This window comes from Pseudonocardia kongjuensis (assembly GCF_039526905.1).
Taxonomy (GTDB): domain Bacteria; phylum Actinomycetota; class Actinomycetes; order Mycobacteriales; family Pseudonocardiaceae; genus Pseudonocardia; species Pseudonocardia kongjuensis.
This window is the reverse complement of sequence record NZ_BAAAJK010000027.1, coordinates 129,695-143,957: the sequence shown is the minus strand read 5'-3', so window position 1 is coordinate 143,957 and position 14,263 is coordinate 129,695. Positions and strand designations below refer to the sequence as shown.

The window sequence follows — 14,263 nt, the reverse complement described above, 5'->3', positions numbered from 1 at the left end:
GGCGTGGTTGTCGCACTCTCCGCGCGACGTCGCACCGGCTGGAGCCGGTGCGGGGTGGAGTCCGGGGTGCGGTGTCGGGCCCGGGGTGCGGTGGGGGGGCTCGGGTGACGGTGCGGCGTGGTTGTCGCATCCTCGGCGCGACGTCGCACCGGCACCGGGGGCGGCGGTGTCGCCCCCGGTGTCACGGGATCAGGCGTGCGCCGCGGCCCGGAACCCGTGCAGCTGGGCGGGGCCGTCCGGCCCGGTCCACAGCACCTGGGTGAGCAGCAGGCTGATCACCCCGGTCCGCGGGTCCGACCGCCAGCCGGTGCCGAGCCCGCCGTCCCATCCGTAGCGGCCGTCCGGCTCGACGCAGAGGCCCAGCCCCCAGCCGGCGCCGTCGAGGAACATCGTGGCGTCGGCCCGCTGCGCGTCGGTGAGCCGGTCGGTGGTCAGCTCGGCGACGGCGCCGGGGGAGAGCAGCGGCCGGCCGCCGTCGCGCAGTGCCCGGGCGAAGGCCAGCAGGTCGTCGAGGGTGGAGACGAGCCCGGCCGCGCCGGACGGGAACGGCGGCGGCGCGGCCCACGCGCCGCGCACCGGGTCGACGACGGTGAACCCGCCGGCCGGGTCCGCGGCGAGCTGCGGGACGAACCTGTCCAGCTGCTCGGCGGGCACGTGGAAGCCGGTGTCGTGCATGCCGAGCGGGGCGAACACCCGGTCCCGGAGCAGGTCGGGGAGGGGCCGGCCGCAGACCCGCGCGAGCAGCACGCCGAGCAGGTCCCCGCTGGTCTGGTAGGCCCAGCGCTCCCCGGGCTGGGCGATCAGCGGGATCGCGGCGAGCCTGCGCAGCCACTCGTCCGGCGGCGGCGGCAGGTAGCGGCCGGGCGGGCCGTCGCTGCCGAGCCGGGCGTCGGCGTAGGCCCTCTGCACCGGCAGGTCGGCGGTGAACCGGGGCAGCATCCCGATCCCGCTGCGGTAGGACAGCAGGTCGGCGAGGGTGATCCCGCGCCGGGCCGGGACGGTGTCGTCCAGCTCGGCGGCCTCGTGCCGCAGCACCGTGGGACGGGCCAGCTCGGGCAGCCAGGTCGCGACCGGGGCATCGAGATCGAGCACCCCGTCCTCGACCAGGCCGAGCGCGGCAACGGCGACGACCGGCTTGGTGATCGAGGCGATCCGGACGATGGTGTCCCGGCGCAGCGGCCGCCCGGCGCCGTCGTCACCGAGGACGTGCACCTCGGTGCCCGCCCGCGGCCGGTCGACGGCGGCGAGCAGCCCGGGTGTCCGGCCGCCGGTGACGGCATCCTGCAGCGTCCGTGCCACGTCGCCGGACGGGCTGCGGTCGAGATCGGTGCGCACGGTGCCTCCCGCTGTCGGACGGTCTCACCGGTTCCGACCCGACCGGCCGCCGGAACTCATCGGCCGGGCTACGGCTTGATGCCGACGCCCCCGACGACGCAGCGCTGCACGGCGTCCTCCGGGGTGAGCTGCGGGCCGTCCGGCCACCACCGGTGACACGTCACGATGCCCGGCTCGACCAGCTCCACGCCGGAGAAGAGGGCCTCGATCTGCGGCCGCGTGCGGAAGTGGCCGCTGCCCATCGGGCTGTGCACCAGGAGGTCCTCGATCCGGCGGGCCAGCGCGCTGTCGTCGTTCTCCGGGTCGAAGAAGTGCGAGAGCACCACGACGCTCCCGGCCGGGAGCCGGTCGAGGTAGCCGGCCATGATCTCGGCGGTCCGCTCGGCGACGTGGTGCAGGGTGGCGACCTGGAACAGCGCCACCGGCCGGTCGAGATCGAGGAACTCCTGCACCGTCGGGTCGTCGAGGACCGCGCCCGGGTCGCGCAGGTCGGCGTCGAGGAAGCGGGTGTTGTCGTTGTCCTCCAGCAGCGCCCGGCCGTGCGCGACGACCGTCGGGTCGTTGTCGACGTAGACCACCCTGGCCTCGGGCCGCAGCCGCTGGACGACCTGGTGGGTGTTCTCCGCGGTCGGCAGGCCGGAGCCGCAGTCGAGGAACTGGGTGACCGGGGTCTGGGTGGCGACGAAGCGGGCGGCCCGGATCAGGAACGCCCGGTTGTCCAGCGCGATCCGGCCGATCTCCGGGGCGACCGCCCGGATCCGGTCGATGATCGCCCGGTCGACCTCGTAGTTGTCCTTGCCACCGAGTGCGTAGTCGTAGACGCGGGCGATGCTGGCCCGCGTGGTGTCGATGTAGGTGGGAGCTCGACCCTCGGCCGGCTGGACCATCTGCGGTGTCCTCACTGCGCTCGGCGCGGGCGTACGGAGTGACCGGCGTCACCTGTTCGGTCCACCGTAGCGGACCCCGGGGGTGGCTGAGCAGGACGGTTGCGCCGCGATTCGAACACCGGCTGTGTAGGCTGGATCGCCCGAACGCCTGAGCCGGGCACCGGTGCCCGGCCGGTACCCCCTGACGGGCCGGTGCGCCGGCCGGTGCCGGTGGCGCCGGGGACCCTGTCCGGATCCAGAGGAGCACGCCCCCGGTGGTCGCGAGCCCGAACAGCCCGACGCCGCCCGGCGCCGACCGCGGCCCGACGGCGCAGCGGATCGTGCTCGGCTCCCACCTGCGCCGGCTGCGGGAGCGGGCCGGGATCCGGCGGGCCGACGCGGCGTACGCGATCCGCGGCTCGGACTCGAAGCTGAGCAGGCTCGAGGCGGGCAAGGTCGGCTTCAAGCAGCGCGACGTGCTGGACCTGCTCACCCTCTACGGCGTCGCCGACGGCCCCGAGCGCGAGCACGTGCTCGCGATGGCGGGGGAGAGCAAGGGCAGCGGCTGGTGGGCCCGCTACAACGACGTGGTCCCCGGCTGGTTCGAGGGCTTCGTCGGGCTGGAGTCCTCGGCGTCCCGGATCCTGACCTACGAGCTGATGTTCGTGCCGGGCCTGCTGCAGACCGAGGCGTACTGCCGCGCCGTGGTGAGCGGCGGCCACGCCGAGCTGCCGCCGGACCGGCTGGCCGAGGTGGAGAAGCGGGTCGAGGTCCGGCTGCGCAGGCAGAAGGTGCTGCACCGCAAGGACGCCCCGACCTTCTGGGTGGTGCTCGACGAGGCGGTGCTGCTGCGTCCGGTCGGCGGGCCCGCGGTGTACCGGGAGCAGATCGAGCACCTGCTGGACCTGTCCGCACTGCCGAACGTGATCGTCCAGCTGCTGCCGCGGAGCCTGTCCGGCTACGCCGCCGAGCACGCGTTCACGATGCTGCGGTTCGCCGAGCCCGAGCTGCCCGACCTGGTCTACCTGGAGGAGATGACCGGCGCGTCGTACCTGGACAAGCGGGCCGACGTGGAGCGCTACGGGCGCTCGATGGACCGGCTCACCGTCGACGCGCTGAGCCCGGACGAGACCGGGCAGGCGCTGGTGAAGCTGCTCGCCGACGGCTGACCGGACGCCGGCCGGGCGATCGGCGGGCGGCAGCGCCGGCGGCCGGACGGCGGCGCGCGATGGCCCGACCGGACGACCGGCGATCTGCAGCCGGGCGCGGCCTGGTGACCGCCGGGCGCCGACGGGCGGTGCCGCCCCGGCCCGGCTGCTACCGTCGATGCACGCGACAATGCATGTGCAGATGAGGTGAGCGTTCGCATGAACCAGATGCACCTGAGCGACCCCGCGGCGATCGACGAGCTGTCCTGGCGCAAGAGCACCCGCAGCGGCCAGCAGGGCAACTGCGTGGAGCTCGCGGTCACCGGCGGGGGGATCGCGGTCCGCAACTCCCGCGATCCGCACGGCACGGTCCTGGCGTTCTCCACGTCCGGCATCGGCGATCTCCTGACCTCGATCAAGAACGGCGAGCTCGACGATCTCGCCTGATCCCTGTTCCTCCCGCGGGCGGCCGGCCCGACCCCGGCCGCCCGCGGTGAGCCACCGGGCCGCGCGACGCCCGCCACACCGGTGATCATCCGGCGTCACCCGGTGTAGGAAAGAACGGTGAGCCGTTCGGAACAGGCCCCGGCCCCGTCCTACCGCGGGGCCAGCGCCCACTACCTGTCCCCGTCCCGGCGGGACCCGGTGAAGATCCTCTCCGAGGAGCCGGTGACCCGGCGGGTGATCGCCGCCGCGCTCGCCGCGCTCGGCCGCACCGGGGACGGTCCGGTGTCGGTGCTCGACGTCGGCTCGGGGACGGCCGACGGGTACGCGCTGCTCACCCGGTCCACGCCGGACGCCCCGCCGCTGGTCGCGCCGGAGCGCCTGACCTACGTCGGCCTGGACGTCGATCCGGAGATGGTGCGGACGGCGCGGGCGACGGTGGTCTCGCCGTCGGCGTCGTTCGTGCTGGGTGACGTGCGCGACCGGCTGCCGGACGGCGTCTTCGACCTGTACCTGTCCTGCGGTGTCCCGTACTCGCACCTCACCCGCGACGAGCTGGTGGTGGCCCTGCGCTCGGTGCTGACCGCGGTCGCGGCGCGCGGCCGCCGGGCCGCGGTGATCGTCGACGTGCTGGGCCGCTACTCGGTGGAGTGGCGGCCGCGCTGGGACCGCGAACGCTGGGACTACGCGATGAGCTTCTTCGCCGGTGGCGGCGACGCGATCTCCGAGCCGATGACCTTCTACTCGCGGCCCGCGCTCGACGCGGTGGTCGACGCCGCCCGCGAGGGCAGCGGCGCCCGGATCGTCGCCCGGACCGCCGTCGACCGCTCGGTGCTGGTCGGGCGGCACACCGCCACCGGCACGTTCCACCCGCAGGTGCCGCGGTTCCGGACCCTGGTCAACGACCTCCTGCGCGACCCGGGCCGGGTGCGCCCGGCGGACCTGCGGTTCACCCCGGCGACCGACGGGGCCCCGGCCGACGTGCTGGCCTGGCTCGGCCGGTTCGCCACCCGCTGGAACCGGCTGCTGGCCGGCCTGCCGGACCGGGCGGGCGCGCTCGACGACGCCGCGGCGGCCCGGCTCGCGCACGCCCTGCTGGATCTGGAGCGGGAGGCGGGGCCCGGTCTCGGCGTCGGCCACTCGCTGACGATGACCCTGGTGGCCGAGCGGGCGTGACGCGGGTCTCCCGGGCATTCCGGTCATCGGACCGACCTGCTGGACCGTGGTTCGTCGCCGGTGCTCGGATGACCGGGCTCGCCGGGTTCCCCCGGCAACGACGCCGCAGCACGAAGGAGGCCGGATGCCCGCCTACTGGATCGCCCGTAGCCGCATCACGAACGAGAACCCCGAGACGTTCGAGGAGGACATGGGCCGCTACGCCCAGTTCTTCCACGGGATCAAGGACAAGTACCCGTACAGCACGCTCGCCCGCGGGATCGACGGCATCACCCTGGAGGGGGAGAAGCGCGACGGCCACTACTACATCCACGAGTTCCCGTCCGTCGAGGCGGCGCAGGAGCTCTACAACTCGGCCGGCTACCAGGAGGTGCTGGCGCTCCGGCAGCGGCACACCGAGACCGAGATCGTGATCGTCGACGCCACCGACACCGGCACCGTCTGACGGTCCCGGACGGTCCCTGACGGGCCCCCGGTGCGGTGCCGGACAGCGGACCGAACCGGGGGCCCGCCGGTTCCGGCGGCCGGCCCGCGGACGGGCCGGATCAGCCGAGGGAACCGGCGACGCTGTGCTCCACCGGCCGGAACGCCTCGATCGCGAGCCCGACCAGCGACGCCACCAGCGGCGAGTCCGAGCCCGCCGTCCACGCCACGACGAGCCGGCTGGGCGGCATGTCCTCCACCGGGATCACCACCAGCCCGTCGGGCACCGTGTGCCCGAGCGGCGTGATCCCGATGGCCTCGGTCCACAGGGTGGCGTGCTGGCACTCCTGGACCGTGCGCACGACCGGCCCCTCCTGGCGCGGGACGGGTCCGCGCACCGGGTACCAGTAGGCCCGCCACATCGGGTCCGTCCCGTCCGGGAACCGGCACCAGACCCGGTCGGTCAGCTCCTCCAGCCGGATGCTGCTGCGCCCGGCCAGCTCGTCGCCGGGGCGCAGCACGACGCCGACCGGGTCGCTGCGCAGCGTGCGGACCTCGATGCCGGTGGTCACGAACGGCGCGCGGGTGATCGCCACGTCGACGTGCCCGGCGTGCAGGCCCGCGGTCGGGTCGCCCAGGTCGCCCTCCCGGACGTGCACCTCGACGCCCGGGTGCAGCGCCCGGAAGGCCGGCGCGAGCCGCCACAGCTCCGCCGCGCCGTCCGCGACCACCCCGACGCCGAGCCCGGTGGCCGCGGCCGCCAGCACCCGGTGCCCGGCCGTCTCGGCCCGTTCGAGCAGGTCGCACGCCTCCTGGTAGAGCGCGTTGCCCATCGCCGTCGGGCTGACGCCGTGCGCGGAGCGCACCAGCAGCGGCCCGCCGAAGTCGGACTCCAGCCGCCGGATGGCCCGGCTCAGCGGCGGCTGTGTCATGTGCAGCCGCTCGGCCGCGCGGCCGAAGTGCCCGCACTCGACCACGGCCGCGAAGTAGTGCAGCAACCGCAGGTCCAGCATGTGGACGACGATACCGCCGACGTGACCTGCGCGACAGCGGCCGCGATACCGGAGCGGTATCGGGCCGAACCGGATCGGACTTGGATCGCGGGCCCGTTCCCGCCGTTCAATGACCGGCATGACCGACCTGCTCCCGGCCGAGATGCCGCCGCCGCACATCGATCCCGGTGCCGCGACCGAGCCGGCGCCCGACCTGATCGTGATCCCCGACGGCGACGTGCCGCTGGTCCCCAACGTCGGTGTGATCGGCGGCCGGGACGCGGTGCTCGTCGTCGACACCGGCATCGGCCCCGGCAACGGCGAGCGGCTCCTGGAGTTCGCCCGCGAGCGCGCCGCCGGCCGCCGGATCTACCTGACCACCACCCACTTCCATCCCGAGCACGCCTTCGGCGCCGAGGTGTTCACCCGGGCCGGCGCGACCTGGCTGGTGAACCGCGCCCAGGCCGAGGACCTGCGCGACAAGGGCCAGGGCTACCTGGAGATGTTCCGCGGGTTCGGCCCGGTCGTCGAGGCCGAGCTGGCCGGGGTGCAGCTCGTCGAGCCGGACGAGGTGTACGACGGCACCCGGGTGCTCGACCTGGGCGGGCGCACCGTCGAGCTGCGGCCGACCGGCCGCGCGCACACCCGCGGCGACCAGGTCGTCGTCGTGCCGGACGCGGGCGCGGTGTTCGGCGGCGACCTGGTCGAGGCCGGCCGGTTCGCGATCTTCCCGTGGTTCCCGCCGCACGACACCGACGCGACCGGGCCGGGCTGGATCCGGGTGATGGAGGGCCTGGTCGCCGAGGAGTTCCGGATCGTGGTCCCCGGGCACGGCGCGCCGGGCGGGCCGGAGCGGCTCGACGTGGTGCTCGAGCACCTGCGCCTGCTGCGCGACGAGACGTGGCGGCGCCGGGACTCGGCGATGCCCGAGGAGCAGATCGTCGCCGAGGTCCGCGAGGTGCTCAGCGCGGCCTACCCGACCTGGGTCGGGCACGAGTGGATCGCGGCCGGGGTCGGCTGCTTCTGCGCCGAGCACACCGTCCGTCCGGAGGTGACCGCATGACCGGCCCGCTGCCGCTGGTGTGGGACCCCGAGGAGATCCAGCGCCGGGTCTCGCTGGTCGAGCCCGGCGACGGCGAGATCACCCTCGACGGCACCCTGCAGGTGAAGCTGCTGGAGGCCGGCGACACCACCGACGGCCGGCTCGCGGTCGGCATCGCCACCGTGCAGAAGGGCCGCAACTCGGGCCTGCAGCACCGGCACCAGAAGCACGACGAGGGCTTCTACGTCATGTCCGGGCGGATCGAGTTCAGCGTCGGGCCGGACACCCGGGTGGTCGGGCCGGGCACCTTCATCATGGTGCCGCCCGGCGCGCCGCACGGCTTCCACAACCCGTTCGACGAACCGGCCGTCATGCTCGTGACGTTCTCCCCGAGCCTCTACGTCGGCCTGTTCCGGGAGATGGCCGAGATCATGCGCCGGGACGGCTCGCAGCTGACCCCGCAGGCCGACGTCGCGGCCCGCTACTTCACCGAGTTCTCCGACGAGTACGCCCGCACCCCGGTCGACCCGGGCTGAGCCGAGTTCAGCACCCGATCCGGCGTCGACGGCGACGCCGGCACTCAACGAGAAGGGAAGTCGCGTGACGAAGACGTTTCGCGTGGGGATCGTGGGCGGCTCGCTGGTCGGGACGGCCGCGGCCGTCCTGCTCCGGCGCCACGGTCACGAGGTCACCGTGTTCGAGCGCTCCACCGGGGCACTGGAGGACCGCGGCGCCGGCCTCGGCCTCCCGCAGACCTTCCTCGACGAGCTCGCCGCCGCCGACCTGGTCGACCCGGGGGCGCGCGGCCTGCGGAGCTCGACCGAGCGGGTGTTCGCGGTGAACGACGGGGACTCGCCGCTGGGGCGGGTCGTCGGCACCCAGCCGATGGTCGTCGAGATGCAGCACTGGGGGCTGGTCTACCAGCAGATCAACGCCCGGGCCGGGGACGTCGACATCCGGCGCGGGACGTCGGTCGCCGCGGTCGTCCCCGGCGAGCACCGCTCGGCGGTCCACCTGGAGTCCGGCGCGGTGGAGGAGTTCGACCTGGTCGTCGGCGCCGACGGCTACCGCTCCCGGGTGCGCACCGACCTGTTCCCGGACGCCCGGCTGGAGTACGGCGGGTACCCGGTGTGGCGGGGCGTCGTCGACGAGTCGGCGATCCCGGACATCACCCCGGTCGAGGACTCCTTCCAGAGCATCGGCACGCCGCGCGGCGGCACCGCCATCTACCTGGTGCCCGGCCGCGGCGGCGAGCGGGAGAAGGGCCGCCGACGGCTCAACTGGGCCTGGTACGACGGCAACGTCCCGGCCGAGGTGATCGGCACCGAGTACGACGAGCAGGGCCGGGTCAGCCGGGTCCGCACCGTCGCCGCGGGCGAGCCGGTGCCGCCGGAGATGCGCGAGTACCTGCGCGCGGCGGCCACCGAGCACCTGCCGCCGTGGCACCGCGAGATCGTGCTGAACACCCCGGACGTGGCCGTGCAGGGCATCTGGGACCTGGAGCTGGAGCACTACGTCAACGGGACGGCCGTGCTGATGGGCGACGCCGGCAGCGTCGCCCGGCCGCACACCGCGTCCGGCGCGGTGAAGGGCCTGCAGGACGCGATGGCGCTCGCCCGGCTGGTGGGGGAGTCCGGTTCGCTGCCCGAGGCGCTCGCCGGCTACGACGCCGAGCGCCCGCAGGCCGCCGCGGCGCTGGTCGCGGTGGGCCGGGTCTTCGGCACCCAGCAGGTGCTGGACACGCCGGACTTCCACGACATGGACCAGGCCGGCTTCGACGCCTGGATCGCGCAGGGCGCCAGCGCCATGCACTACGCGTTCCGGCAGCAGGCGCCCGCGCCGGCCTGATCCGCCCCCCGCACCGAGATGCAGCTCAGCGGGCCGCAGCGCCCGCGAGCGCCCCGTGAGCTGCATCTCGGCGGGTGCCGGTCAGAGCTGCACGCCCCGGGTGAGGGCGCCGTCGACCACCAGGTTGGTGCCGCTGATCCGGCTCGCCCGCGGGCTGACCAGCGAGACGACGGCGTACGCGGTCTCCTCCGGGGTGCCCATCCGGCCGGTCGGGTTCAGGCCCATCGCGTGCGCGAACAGCGCGGGATCGCCCTGCTCGACGCTCTCCCACACCCCGCCCGGGAAGTAGACGTTGCCGGGGGAGACCGCGTTGGCCCGGATCCCCTTCGGCGCCAGGTCGAACGCCAGCCCGGACACGTAGTGCACCAGGGCGGCCTTCATCACGCCGTACGAGCCGTCCGCGAAGTCGATCTCCCGGCCGGACACCGAGGACACCGCGGTGACCGACGCGGCGTCGCTGCGCTCCAGGTGCGGCAGCGCCGCCTCGACCAGCCGCACGGTGTGCAGCAGGTCGATCTCGAAGCTGGACCGCCAGTTCGCCTCGCCCGGGCCGATGGCGAGCGCGCTGACGTTCGCCACGACGGCGTCGATCCGGCCGTACCGCTGCGCGGTCGCCTCCACCCAGGCGGTGAGCGCGTCACCGTCGGCGACGTCCACCGCGGTGCCGGTGACCTCCGCCGAGCCGGCCCGCAGCTCCTGCTCGGCGGCCGCGCAGCCGTCGGCGTCACGGGCGCAGAACGCCACCCGGGCGCCCTCGGCGGCCAGCGCGTCGACGACCGCCCGGCCGATGCCGCGCGAGCCGCCGGTGACCAGGACGACCCGGTCGGTCAGCAACATGTCCACGGGGGAGCTCCTTCTAGAGGGTGCGGGCCTGCTCGCGCAGGTGTCGGTGCACGCCGTTGTAGGCGGCGGCGTCGGGGAGCAGCGCCTTGGAGATCTTGGTGACGGCGCTGTAGTTGGTGTCGACGACGTTCGCCAGCGGGGACTCCGCCGCCTGGGTGAGCAGCTGGTAGGCGTCCAGCCGGTCCAGGCCGTACAGCTCGCCCAGCCAGGCGATCATGCCGACCTGGCTGGCCCGCCAGGCGTCCTCCAGCGGCCGGGACGACCCGACCACCACGTAGTGGCTGTCGGTCTCGATCCGCGGCCAGGCCGGGGCCGGCGCGTTCTTGATCAGCTCGACGATCAGCACGACGTCCATCGCGCCCTCGACGGCCGTCCCGCAGCTCTCGCCCTCACCCTGCCGGTAGTGCCCGTCGCCGACCGAGAACAGCGCGCCCTCGACGTTGACCTGCAGGTAGCAGGTGGCGCCGGCGCGCATCTCCGGGGTGTCCATGTTGCCGCCGAACACGTCGGGCACCAGCGAGCTGCGCACCTCCCGGCCGGGCGGGGCCACCCCGACGGTGCCGAGCATCGGATTGCACGGCAGCTCCAGGCGCAGGTCGACGCTGGTCGCCTCGAACAGCACCGTGCCGGCGGCCCGGTCCAGCTGGTAGATCCAGGTGCGCTCGGGCAGCGGCTCGTGCAGCAGCGCCGTCCGGTCGGTCGTCGACAGCGCCCCGAACAGCGGGATCGTGGTGGAGGCGCCCCAGTCCCGGGCCGGGGTGAGATCCACCAGGTGGATGGCCAGGGTGTCGCCGGGCTCGGCGCCCTCCACGAAGAACGGCCCGGTCTGCGGGTTCACCTCGGTCATGTCGAGCACGTCGGTGGCCCGGTCCGAGGTCGAGGTGATCCGGCCGGAGAACGCGTCCTCGGTCCACAGCCGCAGGCAGGTCCCCGGGGTGACCCGGCGGGCCGGCGCGGCACCGCCGAACGTCCAGGCGAACTCGTGCCGTTCGGGGCGGTATTCGACGACGCGCATGGATGGGATCATCTCCGGCCCGCCGGTGGCGGGCAACGGTTACCGTACGCATCGTGGTTCCGGGGGATCTGCTGCCGCATCTGCGGCGGGCGCACGACGAGATCGACCGGCACTACGCCCGCCCGCTGGACCTGGCCGGGCTCGCCGCCGTCGCCGGGGTGTCCCGGCACCACTTCCTGCGCTGCTTCGCCGAGGTGTACGGGCGCACCCCGGTGGCGACGCTGACCCGGCGCCGGATCGAGCGCGCGCAGGACCTGCTGCGCGCGACGAACCTGACCGTCACCGAGGTCTGCCACCTGGTGGGCTACTCCTCGCTCGGCTCGTTCAGCTCCCGCTTCCGGCAGCTGGTCGGGGTGGGGCCCGCGGCCTACCAGCGCCGCTGGGCGGACGGGGCGCCGCGGATCCCCGGCTGCTTCGTGCTCATGCACGGGCTCTCGGACACCGCAATCCCGGAGAAGCCCGCGGACCGCCGACGCCGCTAGCGTCGCCCGGGTGCTCACCAACATCTCGCTGGTCACCCTGTTCGTCACCGACCAGGACGCCGCCAAGCGCTTCTACTGCGACGTGCTCGGGTTCGCCGAGGGCACCGACGTGTCCATGGGTGACGGCTTCCGCTGGGTCACCGTCCACCATCCGGCGCACCCCGAACTGGAGGTGACGCTGATGAAACCCGGACCGCCGCTCGACGACGCGATGGCCGAGGCCGTGACCCGGTCGCTGGCCGCCGGCCGGATGGGCGGGTTCGGGCTGACCACCGACGACTGCCGCGGCGACCACGCCCGGCTCGCCGGCCTGGGGGTGGAGTTCGTCCAGCCGCCGGCCGAGCGGCCCTACGGGATCGAGGCGGTGCTGCGCGACAACTCGGGCAACTGGCTGGTGCTGGTCGAGCCCCGGCCCTACGACGGCTCCGAGTTCCCGCACGGCTGACCGCCGCCGGTCCGCCGGTCCCGGCTCGCCTCGGCGGCCGCCCGGGTGGCGTCCCCGCTGGTGGCCGCCCGCGCGGCGAGCTCCCGGTAGGTCAGCGGCCTGCGCTCGAACCGGCCCTCGTGCGCGGCGATCGCGTCGCGCTGCTCGCGGTGCTCGGGATGGCGCGACTCGAACTCCTGGCGGGCCTCGACGGTGCGCCGCCAGTGCGTGATCGTGTCCCGGTCGCCGCCGCCCACGCCCTCCCAGGACTGCGGGGCCGAGGCCATCGACGGTGGTGGCGCGGCCCGCCCGTGCATCGCGGGCGACGGCGGCCGCCGCGACGTCGACGCGCCGCAGGCCGGGCAGTCCGGCGCGGGCGACGACCAGGACGGGACCATCATCTCGAAGCGGGTGCCGCAGCCGCAGGCGTAGTCGTAGACGGGCATGGTGGCGGCCCCCTCAGGTGTAGTGGTTCCCGGGGCCGGTGCGCAGCTCCCTGATCTGGTTCGCGTCGTGCCCGAACACCACGGTCGCGCCGGTCCGCTCCTGGATGGCGCGGATCTTGTCGACCGATTCGAACCAGGCGACCGTGTCGTAGACGATCCCGGCCGCGATCGGCGGCGGGCCGTAGGACTCCTTGAGGTACAGCGAGTCCGAGGCGAAGATCATCGTCCCGGAGTCGGCGAGATCGACCTGCAGGCTCATCGTGCCCCAGGTGTGGCCGGGCGTGCGGAGCAGCGTGACGCCGGGCATCAGCTCGGTGTCGGCCGAGATCGTGTCCAGCTCGAGGGTGTCGTAGTCGGACTTGATGTGCGCGCCCTTGTTGTGCCCGTCGAAGGAGAACGCGCCCGCCTTCTCGGCCTCGTCGACGATGATCGTCGTGTCGGCCTTCTCCCAGAACTTCGCGTTCGCCGCGTGGTCCAGGTGCAGGTGCGAGAGCACCAGGTAGTCGATGTCGTTCGGTTCGAGCTTCAGCTGCCGCAACCGCGAGTCCAGCCAGTCGTCCTCGGTGGCGGCGTCGACCGGGAAGAACTGGCCCAGCCCGGACGGCGCCCAGCGGGTCTCCCAGTCCCGCGGGACACCGGCGTCCCACATGAGCTTCTGGCCGTTCGGATGCTCGACGTAGACGACGTGGGTGGGTACCTCCACCCAGTCACGCTGCTTCGCCGGCTGCTGGTGCGTCGCCATCCGGGACGGGTCGATCAGCAGCCAGGTCAGATCGGCGTGCATCGTTCCGGTCGGCAGGATCGTGACCTTGATCTTGTCTCTGGTCGTGTCGGACATCGCTCTCCTCGTCGAGCAGCGGGCCGGGTCGGACACATGCACCCTGCCGCACGCCTGACGTGCGCGACAACCGGAGGCGGCCGTGGCAGGCTGCCCGGATGGCGAGGTACTACGACGTGCACCCGCAGAATCCGCAACCCCGCAGCATCGGTCAGATCGTGGACGTGGTCCGTGACGGCGGGCTCATCGCGTACCCGACCGACTCGTGCTTCGCCCTCGGCTGCTCGCTGGGCAACCGGGAGGGGCTCGACCGCATCCGGCAGATCCGCAAGCTCGACGACAAGCACCACTTCACCCTGGTCTGCGCCGACTTCGCGCAGCTCGGCCAGTTCGTGCAGATCTCCAACCGGGTCTTCCGGGCGGTGAAGGCGTCCACCCCGGGCAGCTACACGTTCATCCTGCCCGCCACCAAGGAGGTGCCGCGGCGGCTGCTGCACCCGAAGAAGAAGACCGTCGGCGTGCGGATCCCCGACCACGCGACCACCCAGGCGCTGCTGGAACGCCTCGGCGAGCCGCTGCTGTCGTCCACCCTGCTGCTGCCCGGGCACGACGAGCCGATGACGCAGGGCTGGGAGATCAAGGAGGAGCTGGAGAACCAGGTCGACGCGGTCATCGACTCCGGCGACTGCGGCACCGAGCCGACGACCGTGGTGGACCTGTCCGGCGACGAGCCGGAGATCGTCCGCACCGGCGCCGGGGACCCGTCACGCTTCGAGTGACGCCGGACGGGTGACGGCCGGCCGGGAGCGGTGACGGCGCGACGAGGGCGCGGCCCGGGCCACGCGGCCCGGCGCTGCGGAAGGTCCGCCGGTCGAGGGGGACCGGGTGGACGGGCCGGTGGGTGGCCGGGCCCGCGCCGCCCGCCCCTCCGCGGTCCACCGCCCACCGCATCGGGGCGGGCGAAAGCGCAACCGCCTGAGTAGTCTTCGTGATCGACCGTT

General features: G+C 73.9%; 17 protein-coding genes. 10 read left to right on the top strand and 7 right to left on the bottom strand.

Features of this window, described 5'->3' with window-relative positions:
- Positions 1–189 precede the first annotated feature (189 nt).
- Entirely contained in the window at positions 190–1,335 is a 1,146-nt protein-coding gene (locus ABD160_RS21970; RefSeq protein WP_344025444.1) for a serine hydrolase domain-containing protein, read from the bottom strand.
- Between the two features lie 68 nt (positions 1,336–1,403).
- A complete protein-coding gene (locus ABD160_RS21965) occupies positions 1,404–2,222 on the bottom strand; it encodes an SAM-dependent methyltransferase (protein ID WP_344025442.1) in 819 nt (272 codons plus the stop codon).
- Positions 2,223–2,476: 254 nt separating this feature from the next.
- Here ABD160_RS21965 and ABD160_RS21960 point away from each other — a divergent pair, with 254 nt between their 5' ends.
- The 4 genes from ABD160_RS21960 to ABD160_RS21945 all read left to right on the top strand — a co-directional run bounded on the left by ABD160_RS21960 (position 2,477) and on the right by ABD160_RS21945 (position 5,414).
- On the top strand, positions 2,477–3,370 hold the full coding sequence (locus ABD160_RS21960) for a helix-turn-helix domain-containing protein (protein WP_344025440.1): 894 nt from the start codon (positions 2,477–2,479) through the stop codon (positions 3,368–3,370).
- Between the two features lie 198 nt (positions 3,371–3,568).
- Positions 3,569–3,796, top strand: coding sequence for a DUF397 domain-containing protein (locus tag ABD160_RS21955; protein WP_344025438.1), 228 nt, complete (start codon positions 3,569–3,571; stop codon positions 3,794–3,796).
- 117 nt (positions 3,797–3,913) lie between these two features.
- Complete coding sequence (locus ABD160_RS21950; protein ID WP_344025436.1) at positions 3,914–4,969, top strand: class I SAM-dependent methyltransferase; 1,056 nt, start codon at positions 3,914–3,916, stop codon at positions 4,967–4,969.
- Between the two features lie 124 nt (positions 4,970–5,093).
- Positions 5,094–5,414, top strand: coding sequence for a DUF1330 domain-containing protein (locus ABD160_RS21945; RefSeq protein WP_344025434.1), 321 nt, complete (start codon positions 5,094–5,096; stop codon positions 5,412–5,414).
- A gap of 100 nt (positions 5,415–5,514) precedes the next feature.
- On the opposite strand, the gene ABD160_RS21940 is transcribed toward ABD160_RS21945, so the two are convergent.
- Complete coding sequence (locus tag ABD160_RS21940) at positions 5,515–6,402, bottom strand: LysR family transcriptional regulator (protein ID WP_425563647.1); 888 nt, start codon at positions 6,400–6,402, stop codon at positions 5,515–5,517.
- A 121-nt stretch (positions 6,403–6,523) separates the two neighbouring features.
- Between ABD160_RS21940 and ABD160_RS21935 the strand changes: the two genes are divergently transcribed.
- The 3 genes from ABD160_RS21935 (at position 6,524) to ABD160_RS21925 (ending at position 9,274) form a co-directional block, all read left to right on the top strand.
- Positions 6,524–7,447: an MBL fold metallo-hydrolase gene (locus tag ABD160_RS21935; RefSeq protein ID WP_344025430.1), complete on the top strand. Its 924-nt coding sequence runs from the start codon at positions 6,524–6,526 to the stop codon at positions 7,445–7,447.
- A complete protein-coding gene (locus ABD160_RS21930) occupies positions 7,444–7,962 on the top strand; it encodes a cupin domain-containing protein (protein ID WP_344025428.1) in 519 nt (172 codons plus the stop codon). The genes ABD160_RS21935 and ABD160_RS21930 overlap by 4 nt, the downstream gene beginning before the upstream one ends.
- A 64-nt stretch (positions 7,963–8,026) precedes the next feature.
- A complete protein-coding gene (locus tag ABD160_RS21925) occupies positions 8,027–9,274 on the top strand; it encodes an FAD-dependent monooxygenase (protein WP_344025426.1) in 1,248 nt (415 codons plus the stop codon).
- An 81-nt stretch (positions 9,275–9,355) separates the two neighbouring features.
- Here the strand turns inward: ABD160_RS21925 and ABD160_RS21920 are convergent, their stop codons facing one another.
- Positions 9,356–10,111: an SDR family NAD(P)-dependent oxidoreductase gene (locus ABD160_RS21920; protein ID WP_344025599.1), complete on the bottom strand. Its 756-nt coding sequence runs from the start codon at positions 10,109–10,111 to the stop codon at positions 9,356–9,358.
- 19 nt (positions 10,112–10,130) lie between these two features.
- Positions 10,131–11,132, bottom strand: coding sequence for an acetamidase/formamidase family protein (locus ABD160_RS21915; RefSeq protein WP_344025424.1), 1,002 nt, complete (start codon positions 11,130–11,132; stop codon positions 10,131–10,133).
- A 53-nt stretch (positions 11,133–11,185) separates the two neighbouring features.
- Here ABD160_RS21915 and ABD160_RS21910 point away from each other — a divergent pair, with 53 nt between their 5' ends.
- Both ABD160_RS21910 and ABD160_RS21905 read left to right on the top strand, forming a co-directional pair.
- On the top strand, positions 11,186–11,614 hold the full coding sequence (locus tag ABD160_RS21910) for a helix-turn-helix domain-containing protein (protein ID WP_344025422.1): 429 nt from the start codon (positions 11,186–11,188) through the stop codon (positions 11,612–11,614).
- Positions 11,615–11,624: 10 nt separating this feature from the next.
- The gene (locus ABD160_RS21905; protein WP_344025420.1) at positions 11,625–12,059 is read left to right on the top strand and encodes a VOC family protein; all 435 of its coding nucleotides are present in this window, start codon (positions 11,625–11,627) and stop codon (positions 12,057–12,059) included.
- Here the strand turns inward: ABD160_RS21905 and ABD160_RS21900 are convergent.
- Together ABD160_RS21900 and ABD160_RS21895 are read right to left on the bottom strand one after the other, a co-directional pair.
- On the bottom strand, positions 12,029–12,484 hold the full coding sequence (locus ABD160_RS21900) for an FmdB family zinc ribbon protein (RefSeq protein ID WP_344025418.1): 456 nt from the start codon (positions 12,482–12,484) through the stop codon (positions 12,029–12,031). The two genes, ABD160_RS21905 and ABD160_RS21900, sit on opposite strands and share 31 nt — an antisense overlap.
- Before the next feature lie 13 nt (positions 12,485–12,497).
- Positions 12,498–13,322 (bottom strand): N-acyl homoserine lactonase family protein, encoded by an 825-nt coding sequence (locus ABD160_RS21895; RefSeq protein ID WP_344025416.1) that lies wholly within the window; start codon positions 13,320–13,322, stop codon positions 12,498–12,500.
- A 98-nt stretch (positions 13,323–13,420) separates the two neighbouring features.
- On the opposite strand from ABD160_RS21895, the gene ABD160_RS21890 reads away from it, so the two are divergent.
- Complete coding sequence (locus ABD160_RS21890) at positions 13,421–14,041, top strand: L-threonylcarbamoyladenylate synthase (protein ID WP_344025414.1); 621 nt, start codon at positions 13,421–13,423, stop codon at positions 14,039–14,041.
- Positions 14,042–14,263: the final 222 nt, after the last annotated feature.